Below are 26,841 nucleotides of genomic sequence, written 5' to 3' on the forward strand. Positions count from 1 at the left end.
CCGGCGGGAGAACGCGGCAGATCAGAGCCTACCGGCGCTGCCGATTCCACAGGTAACCCATATACGGTACGGGGCACTACGCAGCGTATGACGAGACATACGCCGGAGAAGGGGAGAAGAGCCGGTGGTCAGCCAGGAACAGCGGCGCAAGCAGCTCGCGCGGGAGAAGCGGCTGCGGCAGCAGGAGCGGCGCGAGGCCGCACGGCGCCGGGTACGGGCGCGCAACGCGGTGATCGCGGGCACGCTCGCGGTGGTCGTGGCCGGTGGCGCCGTGTCGTACGCGGCGGGGGCCTTCGACGGGGACGACGCGAACGCGCAGGCGAGCAGCGCGCCGAAGGACCCGTGCGAGAAGGCGGCGCCCGGCAAGGTGAAGCCGCTGAGCTTCAAGAAGGAGCCGGCGCTCACCATCGACAAGTCCGCCGACTACCGGATGGACCTGAAGACGACGTGCGGTGACATCGGCCTCGACCTGGACGCGGCGAAGGCCCCGCGCACCGTCAACTCCTTCAACTTCCTGGTGAACAAGGGCTATCTGGATCACACCAAGTGCCACCGCCTGACCACCGGCGGCATCTACGTCCTCCAGTGCGGCGACCCGAAGGGCACCGGGAAGGGCTCCCCCGGCTACACGATCCCGGACGAGAACCTGAAGGACAAGCGCCTCAAGGGGAACGTGTACCCGGCCGGCACGGTCGCGATGGCGAACCAGTACAACGCCCAGGCGAAGAAGGGCAGGAACACCGGCGGCAGCCAGTTCTTCCTCGTCTACCAGGACAGTCAGCTCCCGCCCGACTACACACCGTTCGGGACCATTTCCGATTCCGGGATGAAGGTCCTGAAGAAGATCGCCGCCGCCGGCGAGAGCACCGGGCAGGGCGACGGCGCCCCGAACGCGACGGTCGTCATCGACAAGGCCACCGTCACCAAATCCTGAGCGCCGCCAGGCAAACTTCGGTCGTGCGGGATGCGGACAGCCGCCCCGCCGGTCGCCTATGTTGGCGGTGACGAAACTGTGGACGATGCCGGGGGCCCCGAGGCCCTGCGCAGGCATCATGTGGAGGAGGCGCTGTGAGCAGCGACCCGTGGGGCCGCGTCGACGAGACGGGGACCGTGTACGTGCGTACGGCCGACGGCGGCGAGCGAGTGGTCGGTTCGTGGCAGGCAGGATCTCCCGACGAGGCCCTTGCCTACTTCGAGCGCAAGTACGACGGTCTGGTCGTCGAGATCGGACTTCTCGAGCGCCGGGTGAAGACGACCGATCTGTCGGCCAAGGACGCGATGACCGCCATCGACCACCTGCGTCAGCAGGTCGACGAGGCGCACGCGGTCGGTGATCTGGACGCCCTGAGCAAGCGGCTCGACAAGCTGGTGGAGACCGTCGAGGCGCGCCGCGAGGAGCGCAAGGCGCAGAAGGCCAAGCAGTCCGACGAGGCGCGGCACGCCAAGGAGGCCCTGGTCGTCGAGGCCGAGGAGCTGGCCCAGAGCGAGCAGTGGCGGGCGGCCGGTGAACGGCTGCGGGCCCTGGTGGACACCTGGAAGGGTCTGCCGCGTCTGGACCGCAAGTCGGATGACGAACTGTGGCACCGCTTCTCGCACGCGCGCTCGGCGTTCTCCAAGCGCCGCAAGGCGCACTTCGCCTCGCTGGACGCGCAGCGCGAGGAGGCCCGCAAGGCCAAGGAGAAGCTGGTCGCCGAGGCCGAGGCGCTGTCGAGCTCGACGGACTGGGGCCCGACGGCCGCGCGGTACCGCGAGTTGATGGCCGACTGGAAGGCGGCGGGCCGCGCCCAGCGCGAGCACGAGGACGATCTGTGGAACCGCTTCCGCGGCGCCCAGGACGTCTTCTTCGCGGCGCGCAGCGCGGTCTTCGCGGAGCGCGACGCCGAGCAGGGCGAGAACCTGAAGCTGAAGGAGGAGCTGGCCGCCGAGGCCGAGAAGCTCGTCCCGGTGACGGACCTGAAGGCGGCGCGTGCCGCGTTCCGGTCCATCAACGAGCGGTGGGAGGCCATCGGCCACGTCCCGCGTGACGCCCGCCCGAAGGTCGAGGGCCGCATGCAGGCCGTGGAGCGTGCGCTGCAGGAGTCCGAGGAGGCCGAGTGGCGCCGGACGAACCCGGAGGCACGCGCGCGTGCCGAGGGTCTCACCGGTCAGCTGCAGGCCGCGGTGGACAAGCTGACGGAGCAGATCGAGAAGGCGCGCGCCGCGGGCAACAACTCCAAGGCCGACAAGCTCCAGAAGGAGCTGGACGGCCGCCAGGCGCTGCTCGACCAGGCACTGAAGGGTCTGCACGAGTTCGGCGGCTGAGTTTTCCGCACGCTACGTAGAGGGGCTCCCGCACACGATGTGCGGGAGCCCCTCTACGTAGTACTGCGTTTACGGCCTGCGCGCCGACGTCACCCGATAGACGTCGTACACGCCCTCGACGCCCCTGACCGCCTTGAGCACGTGCCCGAGGTGCTTGGGGTCGCCCATCTCGAAGGTGAAGCGCGAGGTGGCGACGCGGTCGCGGGAGGTCTGCACGGCCGCCGACAGGATGTTCACGTGCTGGTCCGAGAGGATGCGCGTGACGTCCGACAGGAGGCGCGAGCGGTCCAGGGCCTCGACCTGGATGGCGACCAGGAAGACCGACGACTGGGTGGGCGCCCACTCGACTTCCAGGATCCGCTCGGGCTCACGGGAGAGCGAGTCCACGTTCACGCAGTCGCTGCGGTGGACCGACACTCCGCTGCCGCGCGTGACGAAGCCGATGATGGGGTCGCCGGGGACGGGCGTGCAGCAGCGGGCCAGCTTGACCCACACGTCCTCGACGCCCTTGACGACCACGCCCGGGTCGGCGTTGGAGCGGCGCTTGCTGCGGCCGCGCGAGGGCGGCGCGCTCTCGGCGATGTCCTCGTTGGCGGCCTCCTCGCCGCCGAGCGCCTGGACGAGCTTCTGCACCACGGACTGCGCGGTGACGTGGCCCTCGCCGATCGCCGCGTACAGCGACGAGATGTCGGGGTAGCGCATCTCGTGGGCGAGGGTGACCAGGGAGTCGCCCGTGAGGATCCGCTGGATCGGCAGGTTCTGCTTGCGCATGGCCCGCGCGATGGCGTCCTTGCCCTGCTCGATGGCCTCGTCGCGGCGCTCCTTAGAGAACCACGCGCGGATCTTGTTGCGCGCCCGGGGCGACTTGACGAAGCCGAGCCAGTCGCGGGACGGGCCCGCGCCCGCGGCCTTGGAGGTGAAGACCTCCACCAGGTCGCCGTTGTCCAGGGTCGATTCGAGCGGTACGAGGCGGCCGTTGACCCGCGCGCCTATGGTGCGGTGGCCGACCTCGGTGTGCACCGCGTACGAGAAGTCGACGGGGGTGGCGCCCGCCGGCAGCGCTATGACGTCGCCCTTCGGCGTGAACACGAAGACTTCGTTGCGCGACAGGTCGAAGCGCAGCGACTCCAGGAACTCGCTGGGGTCCTCGGTCTCCTTCTGCCAGTCCAGGAGCTGGCGCAGCCACGCCATGTCGTTGAGGTGGTCGTCCTTGCCGCCGGCCTTCCTCGGCACGTCGGTGCGCACCTTGGAGGCACCGGCGACGGCCTCCTGCTTGTACTTCCAGTGCGCGGCGATGCCGTACTCGGCGCGGCGGTGCATGTCGAACGTACGGATCTGGAGCTCGACGGGCTTGCCGTTGGGACCGATGACCGTCGTGTGCAGCGACTGGTACATGTTGAACTTCGGCATCGCGATGTAGTCCTTGAACCGGCCGGGGACCGGGTTCCATCGCGCGTGGACGGTGCCGAGCGCGGCGTAACAGTCGCGCACGGTGTCGACGAGTACCCGAATGCCCACCAGGTCGTAGATCTCCGCGAAGTCACGGCCGCGGACGATCATCTTCTGGTAGACGCTGTAGTAGTGCTTCGGGCGGCCGGTGACGGTGGCCTTGATGCGGGCGGACCTGAGGTCGGCCTGGACCTCGTCGGTCACTATGGCGAGGTACTCGTCGCGCTTGGGGGCCCGCTCGGCGACGAGGCGCACGATCTCGTCGTACATCTTGGGGTAGAGGATCGCGAAGGCGAGGTCCTCCAGCTCCCACTTGATGGTGTTCATGCCCAGGCGGTGCGCCAGCGGAGCGTAGATCTCCAGGGTCTCGCGGGCCTTCTTCTCCTGCTTCTCGCGCTTGAGGTACCGCATCGTGCGCATGTTGTGCAGGCGGTCGGCGAGCTTGATGACGAGGACGCGGGGGTCCTTGGCCATGGCGACGACCATCTTGCGCACGGTCTCGGCCTGCGCGGCCTCGCCGAACTTGACCTTGTCCAGCTTGGTGACGCCGTCGACGAGCAGCGCGACCTGGTCGCCGAAGTCGCGCTTGAGGGTGTCCAGGCCGTACTCGGTGTCCTCGACGGTGTCGTGGAGCAGGCCCGCCATCAGGGTGGCGGGGTCCATGCCCAGCTCGGCGAGGATGGTCGTCACGGCGAGCGGGTGCGTGATGTACGGGTCGCCGCTCTTGCGCTTCTGGCCGCGGTGCCAGCGCTCGGCGACCTGGTAGGCCCGCTCGATCTGGCGGAGCGTGGACGTCTCGATCTTGGGGTCGTTGCTGCGCACTATGCGCAGCAGGGGCTCAAGGACCGGGTTGTACGGGTTCGAGCGCTGGACGCCGAGCCGGGCGAGCCGGGCCCGGACGCGGTTGGAGGAGCCCGTGCGCGCGGGCTGGCCGGTGGCGGGCCGGATCGCGGGGGCCGTCGGGTGGTGGTCCGCGGGCGGCTTCGGGCGGGGCTGCTCGGCCGGTTTGTCGCCCCGGGCGACCTCTGCCTGGGCGCGCTGCGCGGACGTGCCGCCCTGCCCGCCTTCTGCCTTCTTCGCGGGCGCGGCTGACCCCGCCGAGGCCTGCTGGGCCTGCTGCGCGGCCTTGGCGGCGGTGAGTGGCTGGGACTCGTCTGGCAAGAGCGCTCCCTGTGCGCGATCGGGGTCCCCCGGTCAGGCCCCGAAGAGTCCATGGTATCGATCCTGGACCGTCGGCTCGCCCTGGGCCGGTGAGACACCTCTGTACTGGAGAAACGCGAGAGGCGATGGCTGGATTCCCGAGCCTGTCCGGGCGGGAACCGGCCCGGACGACGACGGGCGCCCCGGTGGATACCGGAACGCCCGTCGTGCCGTCCTGCGGACCGTCGCTCAGACGGTGATCAGCGCCTCCAGCGGTGCCCCGCCCAAGGCCTGCGCCAGCTTCTGGCGGCCGTCGAGGAAGCCGAGCTCCATGAGGACCGCGACACCGGCCACCTCGGCGCCCGAGCGGCGGATCAGGTCCAGCGAGGCCGCCGCGGTGCCACCGGTGGCGAGGACGTCGTCGATGACCATGACGCGGTCGCCCGCGTCCAGGTCCTCGGCGTGCACCTCGATCTCGGCGCTGCCGTACTCCAGGTCGTAGCTCTGCTTCAGCGTCGCTCCGGGGAGCTTGCCCGCCTTGCGTACGGGGACGAAGCCGAGCCCGGCGCGGACCGCGACCGGGGCGCCGAGGATGAAGCCGCGGGCCTCCAGGCCGACGATCTTCGTGGCGCCGTGCCGCACGCTGAGGTCGGCGAGCGTCTCCGTGAGCGCGGCGAACGCCACCGGGTCGGCGAGCAGCGGCGTGATGTCCTTGAACATCACGCCCGGCACCGGGTAGTCCGGGACGTCACGGATGCGGCTGAGCAGCAGCTCCGTGACGCCTGCGAGCTCGGTCATCGGCGCTTCCCGGAAGGACGGCCCTTGCCGCGGCCGCGCGACGAGGGCTGCGAGCGGGGACCGACGACGGCCGGGGTGGCGTCACCGACCACGGCGTCCTGCGGCTCCTCGTCCCCGGTGGGCTCCGGCGCCTCCGCCGACTCGCCCTTGGCCGCGGCCGCCGCGCGCTTGGCGAGCACCCGCTTCTTGAGGGCCTTCATCTGCGGCTCGCGCTCCTTGAAGTCGGCGACGAGCGGCGTGGCGATGAAGATCGAGGAGTACGCACCGGCCGCGAGGCCGACGAACAGCGACAGCGAGATGTCGTTGAGCATGCCGGCACCCAGGACACCGCCACCGATGAAGAGCAGGCCCGCCACCGGGAGCAGCGCGACGACCGTGGTGTTGATGGAGCGGACCAGGGTGCCGTTGATGCTGCGGTTGGCGAGTTCGCTGTAGGTGTACCTCGTCTGCTTGGTGATGTCCTTCGACTGCTCCTTCAAGCTGTCGAAGACCACCACGGTGTCGTAGAGCGAGTAACCGAGGATGGTCAGCAGACCGATCACCGTACCCGGGGTGACCTCGAAGCCGACCAGTGCGTAGACACCCACGGTGATGGTGATGTCGTGGATCAGCGCGATCAGTGCCGCGAGCGCCATCCGCCACTCGAAGGCGATGGCGAGGTAGATCACCACGAGCACCATGAAGATCGCCAGGCCCTGCCAGGCCTTGTTGGCGATCTGCTCACCCCAACTGGGGCCCACCAGGTCGGCGTTGATGTCGGCGGCCTTGACGTCCAGGTCCTCGGCGAGCGCCTTCTTGATCTGGTCGGACTTCTTGATGTCCACGCCCGCGATCTGGATGCGCATCGCGTCGTCGCCCAGCTTCTGGACGATCGCGTCGTGGCCGGACGCCTTCTCCGCGGACTCCTCGGCCTGGGAGACCGAGACGCTCGTCTTCGGGGTGTTGAAGACGGCGCCGCCCTCGAACTCGATGCCCATGTTCAGGCCGCGCACCGCCAGGCCGACGATGGCCGTGATGGTGATCAGTATCGAGATGCCGTACCAGATCTTGCGCTTGCCGACGAAGTCGTAGCCGACCTCACCGCGGTAGAGCCTGGCGCCGAGATTGCCGAGCTTCGACATCTCACGCCTCCTTCGGGTCGACAGGGCCGGCGGGGGGAGCGGTGACGCGGCGGGACCGGCGCAGCGGGGGCTTGGCGCCGAGCCGCTCCGGGTCGAGGCCGGACCACTTGTGGCCATTGGCGAAGAACTTCTTGCGGGCCATGAGCGTCATCAGCGGCTTCGTGAAGAAGAAGACGACGACGACGTCGAGCAGCGTGGTCAGGCCGAGCGTGAACGCGAAGCCCTGCACCTTGCCGACCGTGACGACGAAGAGCACGGCGGCGGCGAGGAACGACACGAAGTCGGAGACCAGGATGGTGCGCCGGGCGCGCGGCCAGCCCCGCTCGACGGCGGGACGCAGCGTGCGGCCCTCGCGGATCTCGTCCCGCACGCGCTCGAAGAACACGATGAACGAGTCCGCCGTGATGCCGATCGCGACGATCGCACCGCAGACCGCGGGCAGGTTCAGCGCGAACTTAATGGTCGGGCCGAGCAGCGTCATGATCGTGTACGTCAGCGCCGCGGAGACCAGGAGGCTCGCGATGGCGATGAGCGAGAGACCGCGGTAGTAGGCCACCAGGTAGACGATGACCAGCGCGAGGCCGATGGCGCCCGCGATGAGGCCCGCCTCCAGCTGCTCGCCGCCGAGGGCCGGGCTGACCGTGGTGACGCTCTGCTCGTGGAAGGTGAGCGGCAGGGCGCCGTACGACAGGACGTTCGCCAGGTCCTTCGCGGACTGCTGGGTGAAGCTGCCGGAGATCTCGGCGTTGGAGCTCAGGGTCGTGTTGACGCTGGGGGCGGAGACCACGTCACCGTCGAGGACGATCGCGAACTGGTTCTGCGGGGGCTGCTGCTGCGAGAGCTTGCTGGTGACCTTGGAGAACTTCTTCGAGCCGTCCTTGGTGAAGTCCATGTTGACGACCCAGGCACCGGACGACTGGTTGATGACCGCCTGGGCCTTCTTGACGTCCTTGCCGTTCACCTCGGCCGGGGCGAGGATGAACTTGTCCCAGGACTTGCCGTCGGTGCTCTTGCCGCACGCGATGGTCGGCTCGGAGGGCTTGATGCCCTGGCCGGCCTTGACGCGCGCCTTCTTGTCCGTGCAGTCCAGCTTGGTGAACTGCTCCTGGAGCTTGGCGGTGGCCGGGTCGGGAGTCGGCGCCTTGTCGTTCTTCTTGCCGTCGTCACCGTCCTTGGCCTTGTCCGAAGGCGTCGGGTCCGCCTTCAGGGCCTCGCTGACGGCGCGGCCCTGGGGCGAGGCCTTGTCGGTCGGGGAGGTCGCCTTGTCGGTGGCTTTGTCCGTCGCCTTGTCGGTGGCCTTGTCCTTGTCCTTCTCCTTGTCCGTCCCGGACGAGGAGCTGGGGGACGGCTCGGGCGTGGGCGCGCCGCTGGTCTGCGTGATCACCGGACGGAAGTAGAGCTGAGCGGTCGTGCCGACCTGCTCGCGCGCCTGCTTCTCGTTCGAACCCTTGGGGATGTTGACAATGATGTTCTTGTCGCCCTGGGTCTGAACCTCGGCCTCGGAGACACCCAGGCCGTTGACGCGGTTGTTGATGATGTCAACCGCGGTGTTCATGTTGGTCTGGTTGATCGCGTTCTTCTGACCGGGCTCGTTCTTCGCCTCGAGCGTGATGCTCGTGCCGCCGGCGAGGTCGATGCCCAGGCGAGGCGTGGTGTGCCCCGAAAGGAACATTCCCCCGGTCAGCGCCACGAGGGCGATCAGGATGAAGACCAGTGAGCGTCCCGGCTTGCCCGGAGCGCTCTGCCTTCGGCCCTTCTTGGGTGCTGCCACCTTCTCGTTCTCCCTGTCCAACCGCCCGGCGTCCGGTCTGCCCCCTTGCGGTGCGGGGAGGCCCGGGCGGGCGGCCATGAAGTGGTGTCGAGATTCGGCGCGAAATGCACGTGATCCGGGGCCCGTGGTGCGCGAGCGGCGCGCCCCACGGGCCCCGGCCGTGACTACTTCGCGTCGGACTCGCCGTCGGTCTTCTTCGGCTCCGCGTCGTCGGTCCCGGCGGCCGTGTCCTTCTTGCCGAGGTCGATGGGCGAGTCGTCGGAAGCGGCGGCGGGCTCGTCGGTCTCGGTCAGGGAGGAGGCGTCGTCCGGAACGACGGGGGCGTCCTCGTCCTCGTTCAGGTCGTCCTCGGTGCCGTGCACGATGCGGTTGTACTCGTCGTCGGCGAGAACGGCGCCGATCGAGTTCTTCGCGTAAACCGCGTGGACACCGGGAGCCACCTCAAGGAGGACGGCTTCGTCGTGAACCTCCTTGACGGTGGCGTACATGCCCCCGATCGTGCGGATGCCGGTGCCGGGCTGCATCTCGTTACGCATCTGCGCGGCGGCCTGCTGCTTCTTCTTGGCAGACCGGGTCATCAGGAACATGGCCCCGATGAGCACGATGAACGGGAGGAGGGTCACGATATTCACGGGACGGAGTTTCCTTCGCACGACCGCGCAGGTAAGCGGCCATTGGGATGGGGGTGGGTACACCGCCCGCAAGGGCGGCATCGGCGGAGTCTAAGCGAGTCCGCGCCTAACGAACAACGCTCAGCATGGCACCGCAGTTCCTGAGGGGTCGACTATCCGCGCCGTTGTCCTTCGGCCGCGGTGCTCTCTCGCCGATGTCCGCGGTGCTGTCTCGCCGATATCACGTCCCGAACAGGTCCTGTTGTCCCTTTCCGCCCGTCTGGTGCGGGGGCACCAGGCCGAGGTGCGCCCACGCCGCGGGCGTCGCGACGCGGCCGCGCGGGGTGCGGGCGAGCAGCCCCTCCCGTACCAGGAAGGGCTCCGCCACCTCCTCGACCGTCTCGCGCTCCTCCCCCACCGCGACCGCCAGCGTCGACAGACCGACGGGGCCGCCGCCGAACAGCTTGAGCAGCGCTTCCAGGACGGCCCGGTCGAGGCGGTCCAGGCCCCGCCCGTCCACCTCGTAGACCGCGAGGGCCGCGCCTGCGATGTCGCGGTCGATCCGGCCGTCGGCCTTGACCTGGGCGTAGTCCCGGACGCGGCGCAGCAGGCGGTTGGCGATACGGGGCGTGCCGCGTGAGCGGCCCGCGATCTCGGCGGCGCCCGCCGGGTCGATCTCCACGTCGAGCAGCTGGGCGGAGCGGTGGACGACGCGCTCCAGCTCCGCGGGTTCGTAGAACTCCATGTGCGCGGTGAAGCCGAAGCGGTCGCGCAGCGGCGGCGGCAGCAGTCCCGCGCGCGTGGTGGCGCCGACGAGGGTGAAGGGCGGCAGTTCGAGGGGGATGGCGGTGGCGCCGGGGCCCTTTCCGACGATGACGTCGACGCGGAAGTCCTCCATGGCCATGTAGAGCATCTCCTCGGCGGGCCGCGACATCCGGTGGATCTCGTCGAGGAAGAGGACCTCGCCCTCCTGGAGGGAGGAGAGGATCGCGGCGAGGTCGCCCGCGTGCTGGATGGCGGGGCCGCTGGTGATGCGGATCGGGGCGCCCATCTCGGCGGCGATGATCATCGAGAGGGTGGTCTTGCCGAGGCCGGGGGCGCCGGAGAGCAGCACGTGGTCGGCGGTGGCGCCACGCGCGCGTGCCGCCCGCAGGACCAGGTCGAGCTGCTCGCGGACCTTCTCCTGGCCGATGAACTCGCCCAGGTCCTTGGGGCGCAGGGCGGCCTCGACCGCCTGGTCCTCGCCGTCGGCGCCGGAGTCCACCAGCCGCTCCGCGGCGGGCCCGACGAGCCGCTCGGCCGCGCCGGCAGCTTCGTCGGTCGTGTCGTCCCAGTTCATGCGGTGTGCCTCGCGATGCGGTTCAAGGGGTGGCCTGCGGGTGTGTACGGCGGGCAGTGGGGCTAGCGGGTGCGGTTCAGGGTCTGGAGCGCGGCCTTGAGGAGCTGTCCGACCTGGGGCGTGCCCTCGGTGGCCTCGGCCTGCGGGGTGACGGCGGCGACGGCCTCGTCGGCCTCGCGTGTGGCGTACCCGAGGCCGATGAGGGCCGCGTGCAGCTGGTCGCGCCAGCCCGCGGTGACGGCCTTGCCGATGGCCGGGCCGCCGGTGCCGAGGGGCTCGCCGAGGCGGTCCTTGTACTCCAGGAGGAGCTTCTGGGCGCCCTTCTTGCCGATGCCGGGGACGGCGGTGAGCGCCTTCTCGTCGCCGGTGGAGACGGCGCGGCGCAGGGCGTCGGGGGTGTGCACGGCGAGCATGGCCTGGGCGAGGCGCGGGCCGACGCCGCTCGCGGTCTGGAGCAGCTCGAAGGTCTGGCGCTCGTCGTCGTCCGCGAAGCCGTACAGGGTGAGGGAGTCCTCGCGGACGACCAGGGATGTGGCGAGCTTGGTCTGCTGGCCCACCCGGAGCGTGGAGAGCGTGTTGGGCGTGCACTGGACGGCCATGCCGATGCCGCCGACCTCGACCACCGCGGTATCGGGGGCGAGGGCGGCGACGGGGCCGCTGACGAAGGCGATCATGCGGGTCGGCCTTTCTGGGCTGCTGTCTGCGCTGTGGGGGTCCTGGCGGCGTGCTGGGCCATGGCCTGCTGGAGGCGGTTCTGGGCGACGGCCTGTTGCAGGCGGTTCTGCGCGGGGGCGCGCCAGATGTGGCAGATGGCGAGGGCCAGGGCGTCCGCCGCGTCGGCGGGCTTGGGCGGTGCGTCGAGCCGCAGGAGGCGGGTGACCATCGCTCCGACCTGGGCCTTGTCGGCGCGGCCGCTGCCGGTGACGGCGGCCTTGACCTCGCTGGGGGTGTGCAGGGCGACGGGGATGCCGCGGCGGGACGCGCAGAGCATGGCGACGGCGCTGGCCTGGGCGGTGCCCATGACCGTGCGCACATTGTGCTGGCTGAACACCCGCTCCACGGCGAGGACTTCGGGGCTGTGCTCGTCGAGCCACTGCTCGATGCCCTGCTCGATGGCGACGAGGCGGTGGCCCAGCTCCGCGTCGGCCGGGGTCCTCACGACCCCGACGCCGCGCATGGTCAACGGTCGTCCGGCGACGCCCTCGACGACACCGACACCGCACCGGGTGAGCCCCGGGTCGACCCCCAACACGCGCACGTAAGCCCCTCCCATTGCCTGTCCGTGCAGGTTATCGGGTCCCTCTGACAACGCGACGGGCCGACGGGGTGTGTCCCGTCGGCCCGTTCAACGCGGCGGAGCGCTTACGCGTCGACCTTCGCCATGACCTCGTCGGAGACGTCGAAGTTGGCGAAGACGTTCTGCACGTCGTCGCTGTCCTCCAGGGCGTCGATCAGCTTGAAGATCTTCCGGGCGCCGTCCTCGTCCAGCTCGACCTGCATGGTCGGGACGAAGTTGGCGTCGGCCGAGTCGTAGTCGATGCCGGCCTCCTGGAGGGCGGTGCGGACCGCGACCAGGTCGGTGGCCTCGCTGAGCACCTCGAAGGTCTCGCCGAGGTCGTTGACCTCTTCGGCGCCCGCGTCGAGGACGGCGCCGAGGACGTCGTCCTCGCTCAGCTCGCCCTTGGGGACGACGACGACGCCCTTGCGGTTGAAGAGGTACGACACGGAGCCCGGGTCGGCCATCGAGCCGCCGTTGCGCGTCATGGCCACGCGCACGTCGGAGGCGGCGCGGTTGCGGTTGTCGGTGAGGCACTCGATGAGCACCGCGACACCGTTCGGGCCGTAGCCCTCGTACATGATCGTCTCGTAGTCGGCGCCACCGGCTTCGAGGCCGGCGCCGCGCTTGACCGCGGAGTCGATGTTCTTGTTCGGGACCGAGCTCTTCTTGGCCTTCTGGATGGCGTCGAAGAGGGTCGGGTTACCGGAGACGTCGGCGCCGCCGGTGCGGGCCGCGACCTCGATGTTCTTGATCATCTTCGCGAAGAGCTTGCCGCGCTTGGCGTCGATCACGGCCTTCTTGTGCTTCGTCGTAGCCCATTTAGAGTGGCCGGACATCTGCCTGTCTCCTTCGCGTTACCCAACAACCAGTACGAACTCTCCCAGACCTTAAGGCCCCGGGGGGATCCCCGGAGATCCTACAAGGATCCCGCGCGCGGGTTACCCCGCGCCATCTCCACGAACAGCGCGTGAATCCGGTGGTCGCCCGTCAGCTCGGGGTGGAACGACGTGGCGAGCGCGTTGCCCTGGCGCACGGCGACGATGTGGCCCCCGTGCTCGGCGAGCACCTCGACCTCGGCGCCGACCGACTCCACCCAGGGCGCGCGGATGAAGACGCCCTCGACCGGGGCGCCCTCGACGCCCTTGACGTCGACCGCTGCCTCGAACGACTCGTTCTGCCGCCCGAACGCGTTGCGGCGCACGATCATGTCGATGCCGCCCACCGTCTCCTGGCCCGAGCGCGGGTCGAGGATCTTGTCGGCGAGCATGATCATGCCCGCACAGCTGCCGTAGACCGGCAGACCGTCCCGCACGCGCGCGCGGAGGGGCTCCATCAGGCCGAAGAGGGTGGCCAGCTTGGAGATGGTGGTGGACTCGCCGCCGGGGATGACCAGGCCGTCGACCTCGGCGAGCTCTTCGGGGCGCCGGACCGGCCTGGCCACGGCGTCCGCCGAGGCCAGGGCGATCAGGTGCTCCCGTACGTCCCCCTGAAGGGCGAGGACGCCCACTACAGGAGTGGTCATTACCAGCCTCGGTTCGCGTAGCGCTCGGTCTCCGGCAGGGTGTCGCAGTTGATGCCGACCATGGCCTCGCCGAGGTTGCGGGAGGCGTCGGCGATGATCTTCGGGTCGTCGAAGAACGTGGTGGCCTTCACGATGGCGGCGGCGCGCTTGGCCGGGTCGCCGGACTTGAAAATGCCGGAGCCGACGAAGACGCCCTCGGCACCGAGCTGGCGCATCAGGGCGGCGTCGGCCGGGGTGGCGACGCCACCGGCGGAGAAGAGGACCACCGGGAGCTTGCCGAGCTCAGCGGTCTCCTTGACCAGCTCGTAGGGGGCGCGGAGGTCCTTGGCGGCGGCGTACAGCTCGTTGTTGTCGAAGCCGCGCAGCTTGGCGATCTCGTTCTTGATCTGGCGCAGGTGGCGGACGGCCTCCACGACGTTGCCGGTGCCGGCCTCGCCCTTGGAGCGGATCATGGCCGCGCCCTCGGCGATGCGGCGCAGGGCCTCGCCCAGGTTGGTGGCACCGCACACGAACGGGGTCGTGAAGGCGAACTTGTCGCTGTGGTTGACCTCGTCGGCCGGGGTGAGGACCTCGGACTCGTCGATGTAGTCGACGCCGAGGGACTGCAGGACCTGGGCCTCGACGAAGTGGCCGATGCGGGACTTGGCCATGACCGGGATCGAGACGGCCTCGATGATCTCTTCGATCATGTTCGGGTCGGACATCCGCGCCACGCCGCCGTCCTTGCGGATGTCGGCGGGCACCCGCTCCAGCGCCATGACGGCGACGGCGCCGGCGTCCTCGGCTATCTTCGCCTGCTCGGCGTTGACGACGTCCATGATCACGCCGCCCTTGAGCTGCTCGGCCATGCCGCGCTTCACGCGGGCGGTGCCGGTCTCGGGCGTGTGGTTGGTGCTGTCAGGGGTGCTGGACACGGAGTTGACCTCACTCGCTGAAGAGGATTTCTACAACTCCGAGGAAACGCCCGGCGACCAGGCCACAGCAAGGGCCAATGGATGACCAGTGGCTCATTTTCCCCGGACGCCCCTGGTCAGACCGTCCTGCCGTCCCTGGTCGGACCGTACTGACCAGCTTTTCGTGCCTCTACGTAGTCGCACGGTCCGCCAGCGCCGTCGGCGGCTCGTCGTCCATCTCGAAGGCCATCGGGAAGGGCGCGTGCCCCGCGAGGCGGAACCAGCGGACCTTGCGGTGCCTGCGCAGGGCGCGGGCGGCGCGCACGGAATCGTTGTGGAAGCGCCGGGCCATCGGCACCCGGCGCACGGACGCGGCCAGCTCGGTGGCCGCCTCGTCCCCGCCCGGGGCCTCGCGCACCGCCTCGACCTGCTGCACCTCGCCGAAGATCGCCCGCAGCGCCTGACTGAGCTCGCTCTCGGCGACCTCGCGCTGCTCCTCCTCCGCCTGCCGGGCCGCGTGCGCCGCTTCGTAGAGCACGATCGAGGCGGCGGGGTCGAGCACTCCGGATGTGGCCAGCTCCTGGGCGACCGAGGCGCGGCGCAGCAGTTGGGCGTCGAGGGCGGCGCGCGACGCGTCGATGCGCGCGTGCAGTCGGTCGAGCCGTCCCGCGGTCCAGCTCAGGTACAGGCCGATCGCGAAGAGCGCTACCGCGATCCAGATCAAAGTGGAGGTCACGGATGTTCAGGCTAGTCGCCCCACGACCGCCGGTCCGCCACCGGGCACCCGCGGGGCGCCGGAGCGCGGCGGACCGCCGGGCGGGAGCACCGCAGCGCGTCAGGTGCGGGTGAGCCCGAACCGTCAGGTGCGGGTGAGCCCGAACCGCGCCCGCAGCCCCACCCGCTCGTCCTCCTCGACCGACGCCGCGCCGTCCGTGACCGTCTCGTACACCGCGAGGATGTCGGAGCCGACCGTCGACCAGTCGAAGCGCCGTACGTGCGCGCTGCCGCGCTCGCGCAGGCCCTCGCGGCGTTCGGGATCGGCGAGGAGGCGCACCGCCGACTTGGCGAGGGACTCCGCGTCCTCATTGCCGAACAGGTCGCCCGCCGCGCCCTGGCCGAGGACCTGCGCGAAGGCGTCCAGGTCGCTGGCGAGCACGGGCGCGCCCGCGGACATCGCCTCGACCAGGATGATCCCGAAGCTCTCGCCGCCGGTGTTGGGGGCGACGTACAGGTCGACGCTGCGCAGCAGCCGCGCCTTGTCCTCGTCGCTGACCATGCCGAGGAACTCCACCCGGGAGCGCAGCTCGGCCGGGAGCGAGGCCACCGCCTCCTCCTCGTCACCGCGGCCCGCGACCAGCAGCCGGGCGTTCGGCCGCTCGGCGAAGATCTGCGGGAGCGCCTTCATCAGCACCGGGAGGCCCTTGCGGGGCTCGTCGATGCGGCCGATGAAGCCGATCGTCTCCCCCTGCCACTCGGGTCTGGGCTCGGCCTCGGCGAAGAAGTCGACGTCGACGCCGTTCGGGATGACGACGGCGTCGCCGCCGAGGTGTTCGACGAGCGTGCGGCGCGCGTACTCGCTCACGGCGATGCGCGCGCTGATCTTCTCCAGGGCGGGCTGCAGGATCGGATACGCGGCGATCATGGCCCGGGAGCGCGGGTTGGACGTGTGGAACGTCGCGACGATCGGGCCCTGGGCGGCCCAGCAGGCGAGCAGCCCCAGCGAGGGCGAGGCGGGCTCGTGGATGTGGATGACGTCGAAGGTGCCGTCGTGCAGCCAGCGGCGCACCCGCGCGGCCGACAGGAAGCCGAAGTTGAGCCGTGCGACGGAACCGTTGTACGGCACGGGAACGGCGCGGCCCGCCGACACGACGTACGACGGAAGGGGTGTCTCGTCGTCGGCCGGGGCCAGTACGGAGACCTCGTGCCCGAGGCGGATGAGGTGCTCCGCCAGATCGCGGATGTGGAACTGGACGCCGCCCGGCACGTCCCACGAGTAGGGGCAGACGATGCCGATCTTCACGAGGGCTCCCCCGCCCGGCGGGATTGGTCGGAGCGGGGCTCCAGGTCGGCGAGCCACAGTCGCTGCAGCATGTGCCAGTCCTCCGGATGGTCGGCGATACCGGTGGCGAAGGCGTCGGCCAGCGCCTGTGTCATGGCAGACGTCTTCTCGACGCGGTTACCTGTCTCGGGGACGTCGACGGGCGGGTGGACGCGGCCCTTCATGACGGGCGACTCGTCATACCAGAGGGTGACGGGCAGCAACAGTGCGCCGGTCTGCTGGGCGAGCAGTGCGGGCCCGGCGGGCATCCGGGCGGTGTCTCCGAAGAACTTGACCTCGACTCCGGAGGCGGACAGATCGCGGTCGGCGACGAGGCAGACGAGACCGCCCGCGCGCAGCCGCCGCGCCAGCGTGCCAAAGGCGGCGCCGCCGGTGTGCGGCAGGACCTCCATGCCGAGGCTCTCGCGGTAGGCGACGAAGCGGTCGTACAGCGTCTCGGGCTTCAGGCGCTCGGCGACGGTCGTGAAGGGGGTCTCCAGCTTGGTGGTGACCCAGGCGCCCGCGAGGTCCCAGTTGGCCAGGTGCGGCAGCGCGAGGACGACGCCCTTGCCGGCGGCGAGCCCGTCGGTGAGGTGGTGGACGTCCTTGACGTCCAAGCCGTCGGCGATGCGTTCCTTGCTCCAGGACGGCAGCCGGAAGGACTCCATCCAGTAGCGCAGGTAGGAGCGCATGCCCGCCTTGGAGAGCTCGGCGAGGCGCTGGGGGCTCGCGTCGGGCACCACGCGCGCGAGATTGGACTCCAGCCGCAGCACGCCCTTGCCCCGCCGCTTCCAGACCGTGTCGGCGATGGTCCTGCCGAGCCGTTCGGCGGCCGGCTCGGGGAGCTTCTTGACGGTGCTCCAGCCGAGCCCGTACAGCGCGTCGGTGAGTCGGTCCTTCACTGCGCGGCCTCACTCTCCTGCGCGTCGGCGGCCGCGGCGGCGTCCGCCTCCGCGGACTCCCTGCGCACGGTCACGACGCGCTGGACGAGGGTGACCATGCTGCCGGCCGCGACGATCCACAGCGCGATGGGCAGCAGGATCTGAATGCCCGGGACGCCGAACTTGTGGAGGCCCGCGAGGCCCGCGGCGACCAGGGAGATCACCAGGCGCTCGGCGCGCTCCACCAGGCCGTTGACGGCGACGGGCAGGCCGATGGCCTCGCCGCGTGCCTTCGTGTACGAGACCACCTGGCCGCTCGCCAGACAGAAGATGGAGACGGCGCAGAGGATGTTGTCGTCGCCCGATCCGGCGTACCAGAGGGCGAGGCCTCCGAAGATCGCGCTGTCCGCCACCCGGTCGAGCGTCGAGTCCAGGAAGGCGCCCCAGCGGCTGGAGCGGCCCAGCTGACGGGCCATGTTGCCGTCGACGAGGTCCGAGAAGACGAACAGGGTGATGACGATCGTTCCCCAGAAGAACTCTCCCCGGGGGAAGAAGACCAGCGCTCCCGCCACCACACCGGCGGTGCCGATGAAGGTGACCGCGTCGGGGCTGACCCCGCGGCGGATGAGAAACGCGGCGAACGGTGTGAGGACACGCGTGAAGAATGCACGCGCGTACTTGTTCAGCATGGCCTTCCCGAGGGTTCGGTGCGCCGTGTGGCCCCGTTGGCCACCGGCTGGCCCATCGTAGTCACGCCCTTGACGGACCGGCTCGCCCCCTCACGATCGCGTACGACGTATGGACGCAGAGTGACCCGAGTGGAAAGCTCGAAAGCATGACGGGCGCCGCCGGGGCCGCCCCGCACCCGGCCCCCGCGCGTCCGCGAGCAGCCAGCATCCCCGAGGGGGCTGAGCCTCCTCACCGTGCACGTAACCGGGAGGCCAAGGCATGGGCGACAAGGCGAACGCACACCCCGGAGCCGCCGGCAGGGCAGCGTCGGCCGACCACCCCGCGTCCGTACGGAATGTGGTGCTGGTCGGCCACAGCGGTTCGGGCAAGACGACGCTGGTGGAGGCTCTCGCGCTGACCGCCGGGGCGGTGAACCGGGCGGGTCGTGTGGAGGACGGCACCGCCGTCTCCGACTACGACGAGATCGAGCACCGGCAGCAGCGCTCGGTGCAGCTGTCCCTGGTCCCCGTCGAATGGGGCGGCTTCAAGATCAATCTATTGGACACCCCCGGATACGCCGACTTCGTCGGGGAGTTGAGGGCCGGTCTGCGCGCCGCGGACGCGGCCCTTTTCGTCGTCTCGGCGGCGGAGGGCACCGAAGGCATCACCGGCGCGACCCGCATGGTGTGGGAGGAGTGCGCGGCGGTCGGCATGCCGCGGGCCATCGTGGTCACCCACCTGGAGTCGGCCCGCGCGGACTTCACCGAGATGACCCGCACCTGCGCCGAGGCGTTCGGCGCCGACGACCCCGATGCCGTGCTGCCGCTGTATCTGCCCCTCTACGGAGAGCAGGGGCCGGACGGCCACGCCCCGGTCACGGGCCTGATCGGGCTGCTCTCGCAGCGGATCTTCGACTACGCCTCCGGGGAGCGCAAGGAGTCCGAGCCCGGCGAGGACCAGCTGCCGCTGATCGCACAGGCACGCAACACCCTGATCGAGGGGATCATCTCCGAGAGCGAGGACGAGTCCCTCATGGACCGCTATCTCAGCGGTGAGGACATCGACTTCAAGACACTCGTGGACGACCTGGAGCGGGCCGTCGCGCGGGGCATCTTCCATCCGGTGCTCGCCGCCGCGCCCGCCGCGGAGGGCGCCCGCCAGGGCATCGGCACGGTCGAGCTCCTGGAGCTCGTCACGGGCGGCTTCCCGACCCCGCTCGAACACCCGGCACCGGCCGTGACCACACCGGACGGCAAGGCGCGGCCCGCGCTCACCTGCGATCCGGACGGGCCGCTCGCGGCCGAGGTCGTGAAGACCGCGTCCGACCCGTACGTGGGCCGGATCTCTCTCGTCCGCGTCTTCTCCGGCACCCTGCGCCCCGACGAGACCGTGCACGTCTCCGGGCACGGCCTGGCCGACCGCGGCCACGAGGACCACGATGTCGACGAGCGCGTCGGCGCGCTCTCCTCCCCCTTCGGCAAGCAGCAGCGCACGCTCACCCGGTGCGTGGCGGGCGACATGGCGTGCGTGGCCAAGCTGAACCGGGCCGAGACCGGTGACACGCTGTCCGCGAAGGACGACCCGCTCCTGATGGAGCCCTGGGACATGCCCGACCCGCTCCTGCCGCTCGCCATCCAGGCGCACAGCAAGGCCGACGAGGACAAGCTCTCGCAGGGCCTTGCGCGGCTCGTCGCCGAGGATCCGACGATGCGGCTCGAACAGAACCAGGACACCCATCAGGTGGTCCTGTGGTGCCTGGGCGAGGCGCACGCCGACGTGGCCCTGGAGCGGCTGCGCAGCCGGTACGGCGTCCAGGTCGACGTGGTGCCGCACAAGGTCTCCCTCCGGGAGACGTTCGCCGGCAAGTCCGGTGGCCGCGGCCGCCATGTGAAGCAGTCGGGCGGGCACGGCCAGTACGCGATCTGCGAGATCGAGGTCGAGCCGCTGCCCGGCGGCAGCGGCATCGAGTTCGTCGACAAGGTCGTGGGCGGCGCGATCCCGCGGCAGTTCATCCCGTCCGTGGAGAAGGGCGTGCGCGCGCAGGCGGCGAAGGGTGTCGCCGCCGGGTACGCGCTGATCGACGTGCGCGTCACGCTGCTCGACGGCAAGGCGCACTCGGTGGACTCCTCCGACGCCGCGTTCCAGACGGCGGGCGCGCTCGCGCTGCGCGAGGCCGCGGCCGGGGCCCGGATCCATCTGCTCGAACCGGTCGCTGAGGTGCGGGTCCTGGTCGGCGACGACTACGTGGGCGCGGTGATGAGCGATCTGTCGGGCCGCCGCGGCCGGGTGGTCGGCACCGAGCAGGCAGCGGGCGGGCGGACCCTGGTGCGGGCCGAGGTCCCCGAGATCGAGATCGGCAGGTACGCCGTGGACCTGCGGTCCCTCTCGCAGGGCACCGCGCGCTTCAGCCGTACGTACGCACGGCACGAGCCGATGCCTCCGCAGCTCTCCGAGAGGATCCGCGAACAGGCGCGGGGCGGCTCGTAGTTGGAGCGTCCGGCGCGCGGGCCGCCCGCCGCCCGGTGCGGGCGGGCGGCATTCCGTTGTCCCCTGACGGATGTCGGTGCTCCCCGATACGCTGATGACCTGATCAACGGTGTACCGGACGGCAACAGGTGTGCCGGACAGGCAAGTCGGGAAGAGCCGCAGCAGCGAAGGCGTCGCGGCGATGGGGGCGGCAGTGGCGGACGATGTATTCGACTTCAGGCCCGGGGCCCAGGTTCCTCTCTCGGGCGCCGCGGGACAGACGGCGGCTACCCATGCCCTGGCCTCGGCGGCGTACCGCGACGGCGATGTCGAGGGCATCCTGGCGGCCAACAGCGAGTGGCACAAGTCCGAGGTGAAGCCCGGCCTCTCCTCCCTCTGCAAGCCGAACCTCGGCGAGGCGTTCGCGCGGGCCGTGCAGGTGCGGATGCTGGGCGGCGGCCGCAATCCCCTCATCCAGTCCTTCGGGACGGAGCCGCAGGCGGTCGTCGAGCACTGCCTCGCGGCGAACCGTATCCGCAAGGAGCGCGACAGCTGGCTGACCGCCGTGATGGTCCTGTGCGGGGTGCTTTTCCTGCCGGGGCTGCTCGTCTGGCTCGTCGTCTTCACGATCCGCAGGCAGGTCGCCAAGAGCGAGGACAAGCGCGCGGGCGCGCTCGCGACGGCCGTCCTGGTGGCCGTGGGGGTGCTCGCCGTCCTCGCCCTCCTGAAGCTGCCGTTCGACGGCTTCTGGGCCTGGTATCTGCGCGCGGCGATCGTGCTCCCCGTGGTGGGCTGGTTCTGGGCCAAGCAGATCGCCGAGCGCACCGCACGCGACCTGCGCGACCGCTGGTCGAGCCTGCTCGCGGGCGGCGGCATCGGCGCGAAGATCCCCGAGGCGGTGCCCGGCAGCCCCGGCGAGACGGCCGCCGAGCGGCTCCGCCAGGGCTTGGCGAGGCTCTCCGCGGAGCAGCAGAGCAACTCCGTGTTCTACGCAGGGCCCAAGGGCATATTGGGCATGGGCACGCGCTGGGGCAGCTGGCAGCTGGCCGAGGAGCTGGTGCCGGCCGACCCGGCCAAGGAGATCCACCCCTTCCGCAGCTGGGACGTCATACGGGCGGTGCACGACCAGCTGCGCATGCTGGAGCGCGGCCCCCTGCACACAGGCGGCTTCCCCACCCCGGACATAAAGCACTGGATCGTCTCCCCCATCGGGGAGAACGCCAAGGCGGTGTCCCGCCCCACCGGCACGGACGTCGAGGCCTTCCAGATCCGCGGCCACGAGATACAGCGCATCTGCAACGAACAGCAGTTCGGCAGCGGCAACCGCCACTACCTGGGCGTGCAGTTCACGCTCTGGGACGGCCAGTTGGTCATCACCATGCTGATCACGGTGACCGTGCTGCACGAGACGCTCCGCATCGAGGTCACGGGCCACGCCCTCGGCCCGGTGCACTCGCTGTTCACCACGAAGCCCTCACCGAAGACGAAGACGGTCTCCAAGGCGATCAAGTTCTGGGAGACCACCACGCGCAACCTGCCGCTGATCGACGCCGACGAGGTCGTGCGCCTCGCGGTCCGCGCCCCCTTCACCTGGTACCCGCCGCTCCTGGACTACCTCGGCGGCAAGCTGGTCCTGCCCGAGCCCTTCGGCCTGCGGCACGCCTGGGCGGACAAGCCCTGGCGGCACCGCTTCATGGCCGACGACGCGCTGCGCGCCGCCACGCCCGTGCTCCGCGTGGTGCACTCGGCGGCGATCAGGGTCCTCGAGGAGAACGGCGTGAACACGGAGAAGTTCGGCGCCCGCTCCGGCTTCCTCAGCGGGGCGATCCAGGACCCGATGCCGAGGAAGGCGGACGTGTACGACGCGTAGGGATCGTACGGCCCCGACGGAGCGTACGAAGGGGGCAGGGCCCGCGGACTAGAGAGCCGCGGGCCAGGCGTCCGCGAGCATCTTGCGGGTGTCGGCGAGCAGCTGCGGCAGCACCTTGGTGTGCCCCACCACCGGCATGAAGTTGGTGTCGCCGCCCCAGCGCGGGACGACGTGCTGGTGCAGGTGCGCGGCGATCCCCGCGCCCGCCACGGCTCCCTGGTTCATGCCGATGTTGAAGCCGTGCGCGCCGGACGCGGTGCGCAGCGCCTTCATCGCCTGCTTGGTGAGCTCGCCGAGCTCGGCCGTCTCCGGGCCCGTCAGGTCCGTGTAGTCGGCGACGTGGCGGTAGGGCACGACCATCAGGTGGCCGCCGTTGTACGGGTAGAGGTTGAGGACCGCGTACACCTGCTCGCCGCGCGCGATGACGAGACCGTCCTCGTCGGACTTGGCCGGGATGGAGCAGAAGGGACAGCCGTCGTCGGCCCCCGGGCCCGTGGGCTTGTTCTCGCCCTGGATGTACGCCATCCGGTGGGGCGTCCACAGGCGCTGGAAGGCGTCCTGCGACCCGACTCCGATCTGCTGCTCCGGCTCACTCGTCATGAGGTGAAGCATATGACTTGGCCCCGGGGACAGGTCCCCGGGGCCCGAGCTCACCGCAGTGTCACCGTGACGTCAGACCTGGACGCGGTCCTCGACCGCCTTCGCGATCTTCGCGATGGCCTCGTCGACGGGGATGCCGTTCTCCTGCGAGCCGTCGCGGTAGCGGAAGGACACGGAACCGTTGTTCATGTCCTCGTCGCCCGCGATGACCATGAAGGGCACCTTGGCCTTCTGCTGGTTGCGGATCTTCTTCTGCATGCGGTCGGACGACGCGTCGACCTCGACCCGCAGCCCCTGGGCGCGCGCCTTCTCGGCGAACTCCTGGAGGTAGGCGACGTGCGCGTCACCGATCGGGATGCCGACCGCCTGGACAGGGGCCAGCCAGGCCGGGAACGCGCCGGCGTAGTGCTCGAGGAGCACGCCGAAGAACCGCTCGATCGAGCCGAACAGGGCGCGGTGGATCATGACGGGCTGCTGGCGCGAGCCGTCCGCGGCCGTGTACTCCAGGTTGAACCGCTTGGGCTGGTTGAAGTCGACCTGGATGGTCGACATCTGCCAGGACCGGCCGATGGCGTCCTTGGCCTGCACCGAGATCTTCGGGCCGTAGTACGCGGCGCCGCCCGGGTCCGGCACCAGCGGCAGGTTCTGCTTCTCGGCGGCGAGCCGCAGCGCCTCGGTGGCCTCCGCCCAGTCCTCGTCCGTGCCGATGAACTTGTCGGAGTCGTCGCGGGTGGACAGCTCCAGCTCGAACTCGGTCAGGCCGTAGTCGCGCAGCAGGTCGAGCACGAAGGTCAGGAGCGTGTCGAGCTCCTGCGGCATCTGCTCCTTGGTGCAGTAGATGTGCGAGTCGTCCTGGGTGAAGCCGCGCGAGCGGGTCAGGCCGTGCACGACGCCCGACTTCTCGTAGCGGTACACGGTGCCGAACTCGAAGAGCCGCAGCGGCAGTTCGCGGTAGGAGCGGCCGCGCGACTTGAAGATGAGGTTGTGCATCGGGCAGTTCATCGCCTTGAGGCGGTAGTTCTGCTCGTCGAACTCGATGGGCGGGAACATGCCCTCCGCGTAGTGCGGCAGGTGACCCGAGATCTCGAAGAGCTTCTCCTTCGAGATGTGCGGGGTGTTCACGAACTCGTAGCCGGAGACCTCGTGGCGGCGCCGCGAGTAGTCCTCCATGACCTTGCGGATCACGCCGCCCTTGGGGTGGAAGACCGCGAGGCCCGGGCCGAGCTCCTCGGGGAAGGAGAAGAGGTCCAGCTCGGAGCCGAGCTTGCGGTGGTCGCGCTTCTCGGCCTCGGCGAGGAACTCCAGGTGCGCCTTCAGCTCGTCCTTCGACGGCCACGCGGTGCCGTAGATGCGCTGGAGCTGCGGGTTTTTCTCGCTGCCCCGCCAGTAGGCGGCGGCGGAGCGCATCAGCTTGAAGGCGGGGATGACGCGGGTGGTGGGCAGGTGCGGGCCTCGGCAGAGGTCCTTCCAGCACAGCTCGCCGGTCTTCGCGTCGAGGTTGTCGTAGATGGTCAGCTCGCCGGCGCCCACCTCGGCGTCGGCGCCGTCGGCGGCCTGCGCGGCGTTGCCCTTGAGGCCGATGAGCTCCAGCTTGTACGGCTCGTCGGCGAGCTCGACGCGGGCGTCGTCGTCGGTGGTGACGCGCCGCGAGAACTTCTGCCCGCGCTTCTGGATCTCCTGCATCTTCTTCTCGATGCGCTTGAGGTCCTCGGGGGTGAAGGGCTCCTTGACGTCGAAGTCGTAGTAGAAGCCGTCCCGGATGGGCGGGCCGATGCCCAGCTTGGCGTCGGGGAAGAGCTCCTGCACGGCCTGCGCCATGACGTGCGCGGTCGAGTGGCGCAGGATGTTCAGGCCGTCCTCGGAGGAGATCTCGACGGGCTCGATCTCGTCGCCGTCGGCCACGGCGTACGCCAGGTCCTTCAGCTCGCCCGCCACGCGTGCGGCGACGACGGTGCGCTCGCCGGGGAAGAGCTCGGCGGCCGTAGTGCCCGTCGTCACCACGCGCTCTTCCCGCTCGGAATCGCGTTGGATGATCACACGGACGTCTGACACCGGTCTCTCCTAGCTGAAGGGGATGCGGCGCTTTCCACTGCGCGCGCAAGAGGGATCGTACCGAGCCACGGGCCCCGGCCGCGAAACGGATCTCTCCGCACCTCTTCTCCCGGCGCCCCTTGAGTCCGTGCCGCACGCCTCAGTCCGTGCCGCACGCCTCCTCGAAGAAGTCGAGGTTCTCCTGGAGCGACTTCATGAGCCGGTCCCGCTCCGCGTCGTCCACCTGCACGGGCACCACCCCGGTCGCCCCGGTGAGCCTGCGGAAGCCGCCCCGGCTCTCGAGCCGCCCGTGCACCCGGATCGGCAGCCCGACCAGGTGCGCGTGGCCCGCGATGCGGTACGCCTCCTCGTCCAGGGTCATCCGCACGTGCGGGACCTCGGCCCCCGCGATCACCCGGATCCGCACCGTGCCGTCCCCGCTCGGCGCCGCCCGCCGCATCCGCACCACGGTCCCGGTGATCCGCACCGGGACCGACGGCTCGGCACGCAGGTACCGGGCGCCCGCCGCGCGCAGCGCCGCCAGGTCACCGGGCGAGAACTCGACGGGCCCGGCACCTGCCGTGCAGCCCTCGGGCACCCCGGCGCCCGGCGCCCACTCCACCGCCACGCGCGCCCCTTCCGTGCCGCGCACGAGCGCGACGAGCGCCTCGGTCAGCTCGTGGCTGACGCCCGCCTCGACCGCCCCGTCGAAGGCGTCCATGCCGCCGGTCGCGCGCTGGTAGTCGACGGCTTCCCGGGCCGCGTACAGGGCCTGGTGCAGCCGGACCGCGAGGGGCCGCCCGGTCATGACGGGGACGAAGGCGGTGAGCCTGCGCCCGCCCGTCGCCGGGCCCACCAGGACGTTCTCCAGGGACGCGGCGGCGGGCCCGCGGTGGCGCGCGCCGTGGTACCCGGCGCGGGCACGGGCGGCGAGCGCCCCGGCGAGCAGCATCCGCCGCGCGGCGGAGCGCAGCTGTTCCTCCGCCGGCCAGGTCGCGGTGCCTGCGGGCCCCACCGGTTCGTCGCGCCACCAGTGGATCTCGTCGCTGGGCACGGCGAGTCCGACGAGGACGTCGCGGGCGGCGGGCGAGCCGCTGCGGGCCAGCGCGTCGAGCGCTTCGCCGATCAGGTCCTCGCAGTCGGGGAAGGCGCGGCTCTCCGGCACGAGGAGGCTGGTGCCGGCGCCGCCGGGGCCCGGCGGGGTCCACCGGGCATAGCGGCCGGGGGCTCCGCCGCGCCGCTGCCAGCCGTGCCGGGCGAGGAGTGCGGCGAGGACGGCGGGGTCGACCGAGGAGGGTTCGGGCGGCTGCGCCCACCGGGCCGCGGCCGGGGCGGGGTGCGGGCGGCCGGGAGGCAGGGGCTCGTCGTGGTCGAAGGGGCGGTGCATCAGGGTCGTCCTCCCGTCCCGACGCGCGTCATGATCTCGCAGAGGGCCCGGTCGTCGAAGATCCGCGAGGTCGGGACGCGCACGGTGGTCCTGCGCCGGCCGGTCACGGGGTGCCCGGCGAGGTTGGTCCAGTAGCAGCAGTGCCGCAGGTCGAGCCGGTCGTGACCGGCGCGCAGCCAGTCGTCCTGCGAGCGGGGCACGAGCATCACGACGAGGATCTTGTGGACCGAGACCGGGGTGCGGGCGAGCTTCTCCAGGTGTGCGTTGTCGAGCGTGAAGGAGAAGGCGGCACCGGCCTGCTGCGGCGGCAGCTGGTACGTGCACTTCAGCTGGACCTTGATGGTCACCTCGTCGTCGACCGTGTGGCCGGGCGCGCTGTGGCTGACGTGCCAGTCGATGCCGTTGTCCGGGAACGGCTGGGAGAGCGAGCAACCCGCGGCCGCCGCGACGGCGTGCAGATAGCCCACCTGGAGCGTCTCCATACAGGCGGTGGTGGCGAGTGTGCCGCGCGGCGGTGCGATCCGCTCGGGCAGCAGCCCACCCTGTTCGGGCTGCGCGAGCGCCATGGTCAACAAGCCTTCCGAACCCGGTAGTTGTCCGCTCGGGCGGTCAATTCCAAAGCCCCGTACCTCTGTTGTCTCCGGGCCGCGTACAGCGCAAACGGCCCGGGTATCA

General features: G+C 70.5%; 23 protein-coding genes. 4 read left to right on the forward strand and 19 right to left on the reverse strand.

Annotated elements, in window-relative coordinates:
* The first annotated feature begins 124 nt into the window (after positions 1–124).
* On the forward strand, positions 125–934 hold the full coding sequence (locus tag ACH4D5_RS34850) for a peptidylprolyl isomerase (protein WP_398310854.1): 810 nt from the start codon (positions 125–127) through the stop codon (positions 932–934).
* Between the two features lie 134 nt (positions 935–1,068).
* Complete coding sequence (locus ACH4D5_RS34855; protein WP_398310857.1) at positions 1,069–2,301, forward strand: DUF349 domain-containing protein; 1,233 nt, start codon at positions 1,069–1,071, stop codon at positions 2,299–2,301.
* A 69-nt stretch (positions 2,302–2,370) separates the two neighbouring features.
* Here the strand turns inward: ACH4D5_RS34855 and ACH4D5_RS34860 are convergent, their stop codons facing one another.
* The 15 genes from ACH4D5_RS34860 to pgsA form a co-directional block, all read right to left on the reverse strand.
* Positions 2,371–4,911 (reverse strand): RelA/SpoT family protein, encoded by a 2,541-nt coding sequence (locus ACH4D5_RS34860; RefSeq protein ID WP_398310860.1) that lies wholly within the window; start codon positions 4,909–4,911, stop codon positions 2,371–2,373.
* 228 nt (positions 4,912–5,139) lie between these two features.
* Positions 5,140–5,688, reverse strand: coding sequence for an adenine phosphoribosyltransferase (locus ACH4D5_RS34865; protein WP_398310863.1), 549 nt, complete (start codon positions 5,686–5,688; stop codon positions 5,140–5,142).
* Positions 5,685–6,809 (reverse strand): protein translocase subunit SecF, encoded by a 1,125-nt coding sequence (gene secF / locus ACH4D5_RS34870; RefSeq protein WP_398310866.1) that lies wholly within the window; start codon positions 6,807–6,809, stop codon positions 5,685–5,687. The genes ACH4D5_RS34865 and secF overlap by 4 nt, the downstream gene beginning before the upstream one ends.
* Before the next feature lies 1 nt (position 6,810).
* Entirely contained in the window at positions 6,811–8,580 is a 1,770-nt protein-coding gene (gene secD, locus ACH4D5_RS34875; protein ID WP_398310869.1) for a protein translocase subunit SecD, read from the reverse strand.
* 164 nt (positions 8,581–8,744) lie between these two features.
* The gene (gene yajC, locus ACH4D5_RS34880) at positions 8,745–9,212 is read right to left on the reverse strand and encodes a preprotein translocase subunit YajC (protein ID WP_398310872.1); all 468 of its coding nucleotides are present in this window, start codon (positions 9,210–9,212) and stop codon (positions 8,745–8,747) included.
* A gap of 220 nt (positions 9,213–9,432) precedes the next feature.
* On the reverse strand, positions 9,433–10,530 hold the full coding sequence (gene ruvB / locus ACH4D5_RS34885) for a Holliday junction branch migration DNA helicase RuvB (protein WP_398310875.1): 1,098 nt from the start codon (positions 10,528–10,530) through the stop codon (positions 9,433–9,435).
* Positions 10,531–10,592: 62 nt separating this feature from the next.
* A complete protein-coding gene (ruvA, locus tag ACH4D5_RS34890) occupies positions 10,593–11,204 on the reverse strand; it encodes a Holliday junction branch migration protein RuvA (protein ID WP_398310878.1) in 612 nt (203 codons plus the stop codon).
* Entirely contained in the window at positions 11,201–11,788 is a 588-nt protein-coding gene (gene ruvC, locus ACH4D5_RS34895; protein ID WP_398310881.1) for a crossover junction endodeoxyribonuclease RuvC, read from the reverse strand. Before ruvC ends, ruvA begins: the two co-directional genes overlap by 4 nt.
* A gap of 104 nt (positions 11,789–11,892) precedes the next feature.
* The gene (locus ACH4D5_RS34900; RefSeq protein ID WP_398310884.1) at positions 11,893–12,645 is read right to left on the reverse strand and encodes a YebC/PmpR family DNA-binding transcriptional regulator; all 753 of its coding nucleotides are present in this window, start codon (positions 12,643–12,645) and stop codon (positions 11,893–11,895) included.
* An 80-nt stretch (positions 12,646–12,725) separates the two neighbouring features.
* A complete protein-coding gene (gene pdxT / locus ACH4D5_RS34905) occupies positions 12,726–13,331 on the reverse strand; it encodes a pyridoxal 5'-phosphate synthase glutaminase subunit PdxT (protein WP_398310887.1) in 606 nt (201 codons plus the stop codon).
* On the reverse strand, positions 13,331–14,245 hold the full coding sequence (pdxS, locus tag ACH4D5_RS34910) for a pyridoxal 5'-phosphate synthase lyase subunit PdxS (RefSeq protein WP_398310890.1): 915 nt from the start codon (positions 14,243–14,245) through the stop codon (positions 13,331–13,333). Before pdxS ends, pdxT begins: the two co-directional genes overlap by 1 nt.
* A gap of 169 nt (positions 14,246–14,414) precedes the next feature.
* On the reverse strand, positions 14,415–14,960 hold the full coding sequence (locus ACH4D5_RS34915) for a hypothetical protein (protein ID WP_398310893.1): 546 nt from the start codon (positions 14,958–14,960) through the stop codon (positions 14,415–14,417).
* A gap of 123 nt (positions 14,961–15,083) precedes the next feature.
* A complete protein-coding gene (locus tag ACH4D5_RS34920; RefSeq protein ID WP_398310896.1) occupies positions 15,084–16,244 on the reverse strand; it encodes a glycosyltransferase family 4 protein in 1,161 nt (386 codons plus the stop codon).
* On the reverse strand, positions 16,241–17,164 hold the full coding sequence (locus tag ACH4D5_RS34925; protein WP_398310899.1) for a phosphatidylinositol mannoside acyltransferase: 924 nt from the start codon (positions 17,162–17,164) through the stop codon (positions 16,241–16,243). Before ACH4D5_RS34925 ends, ACH4D5_RS34920 begins: the two co-directional genes overlap by 4 nt.
* The gene (gene pgsA, locus ACH4D5_RS34930) at positions 17,161–17,832 is read right to left on the reverse strand and encodes a phosphatidylinositol phosphate synthase (protein WP_362999331.1); all 672 of its coding nucleotides are present in this window, start codon (positions 17,830–17,832) and stop codon (positions 17,161–17,163) included. Before pgsA ends, ACH4D5_RS34925 begins: the two co-directional genes overlap by 4 nt.
* Positions 17,833–18,091: 259 nt before the next feature.
* Between pgsA and ACH4D5_RS34935 the strand changes: the two genes are divergently transcribed.
* Both ACH4D5_RS34935 and ACH4D5_RS34940 read left to right on the forward strand, forming a co-directional pair.
* Entirely contained in the window at positions 18,092–20,299 is a 2,208-nt protein-coding gene (locus ACH4D5_RS34935) for an elongation factor G-like protein EF-G2 (protein ID WP_398310903.1), read from the forward strand.
* A gap of 181 nt (positions 20,300–20,480) precedes the next feature.
* Positions 20,481–22,148 carry a hypothetical protein gene (locus tag ACH4D5_RS34940; protein ID WP_398311267.1) on the forward strand — a complete coding sequence of 556 codons (1,668 nt, stop codon included), beginning with the start codon at positions 20,481–20,483 and terminating at the stop codon, positions 22,146–22,148.
* Between the two features lie 48 nt (positions 22,149–22,196).
* On the opposite strand, the gene ACH4D5_RS34945 is transcribed toward ACH4D5_RS34940, so the two are convergent.
* The 4 genes from ACH4D5_RS34945 to ACH4D5_RS34960 all read right to left on the reverse strand — a co-directional run bounded on the left by ACH4D5_RS34945 (position 22,197) and on the right by ACH4D5_RS34960 (position 26,732).
* Positions 22,197–22,760, reverse strand: coding sequence for an HIT family protein (locus ACH4D5_RS34945; RefSeq protein WP_398310906.1), 564 nt, complete (start codon positions 22,758–22,760; stop codon positions 22,197–22,199).
* Between the two features lie 60 nt (positions 22,761–22,820).
* Entirely contained in the window at positions 22,821–24,800 is a 1,980-nt protein-coding gene (thrS, locus tag ACH4D5_RS34950) for a threonine--tRNA ligase (protein WP_398310909.1), read from the reverse strand.
* Between the two features lie 139 nt (positions 24,801–24,939).
* Positions 24,940–26,169 (reverse strand): hypothetical protein, encoded by a 1,230-nt coding sequence (locus ACH4D5_RS34955; RefSeq protein WP_398311270.1) that lies wholly within the window; start codon positions 26,167–26,169, stop codon positions 24,940–24,942.
* On the reverse strand, positions 26,166–26,732 hold the full coding sequence (locus ACH4D5_RS34960) for a DUF4365 domain-containing protein (protein ID WP_398310912.1): 567 nt from the start codon (positions 26,730–26,732) through the stop codon (positions 26,166–26,168). Before ACH4D5_RS34960 ends, ACH4D5_RS34955 begins: the two co-directional genes overlap by 4 nt.
* Positions 26,733–26,841 lie beyond the last annotated feature (109 nt).

Origin of the sequence: Streptomyces sp. NPDC018029, from assembly GCF_044327655.1 — a bacterium.
In the GTDB taxonomy this organism is placed as follows: Bacteria; Actinomycetota; Actinomycetes; order Streptomycetales; family Streptomycetaceae; genus Streptomyces.

What these genes read in the sequence shown, in the direction of transcription:
- ACH4D5_RS34865 (WP_398310863.1), bottom strand. Translation starts at nt 5,688, where the DNA reads ATGACCGAGCTCGCAGGCGTCACGGAGCTGCTGCTCAGCCGCATCCGT.
- secF (WP_398310866.1), bottom strand. Translation starts at nt 6,809, where the DNA reads ATGTCGAAGCTCGGCAATCTCGGCGCCAGGCTCTACCGCGGTGAGGTC.
- ruvB (WP_398310875.1), bottom strand. Translation starts at nt 10,530, where the DNA reads ATGAACTGGGACGACACGACCGACGAAGCTGCCGGCGCGGCCGAGCGG.
- ruvA (WP_398310878.1), bottom strand. Translation starts at nt 11,204, where the DNA reads ATGATCGCCTTCGTCAGCGGCCCCGTCGCCGCCCTCGCCCCCGATACC.
- ACH4D5_RS34900 (WP_398310884.1), bottom strand. Translation starts at nt 12,645, where the DNA reads ATGTCCGGCCACTCTAAATGGGCTACGACGAAGCACAAGAAGGCCGTG.
- pdxT (WP_398310887.1), bottom strand. Translation starts at nt 13,331, where the DNA reads ATGACCACTCCTGTAGTGGGCGTCCTCGCCCTTCAGGGGGACGTACGG.
- pgsA (WP_362999331.1), bottom strand. Translation starts at nt 17,832, where the DNA reads ATGCTGAACAAGTACGCGCGTGCATTCTTCACGCGTGTCCTCACACCG.
- ACH4D5_RS34935 (WP_398310903.1), top strand. Translation starts at nt 18,092, where the DNA reads ATGGGCGACAAGGCGAACGCACACCCCGGAGCCGCCGGCAGGGCAGCG.
- ACH4D5_RS34940 (WP_398311267.1), top strand. Translation starts at nt 20,481, where the DNA reads ATGGGGGCGGCAGTGGCGGACGATGTATTCGACTTCAGGCCCGGGGCC.
- ACH4D5_RS34945 (WP_398310906.1), bottom strand. Translation starts at nt 22,760, where the DNA reads ATGCTTCACCTCATGACGAGTGAGCCGGAGCAGCAGATCGGAGTCGGG.
- ACH4D5_RS34960 (WP_398310912.1), bottom strand. Translation starts at nt 26,732, where the DNA reads ATGGCGCTCGCGCAGCCCGAACAGGGTGGGCTGCTGCCCGAGCGGATC.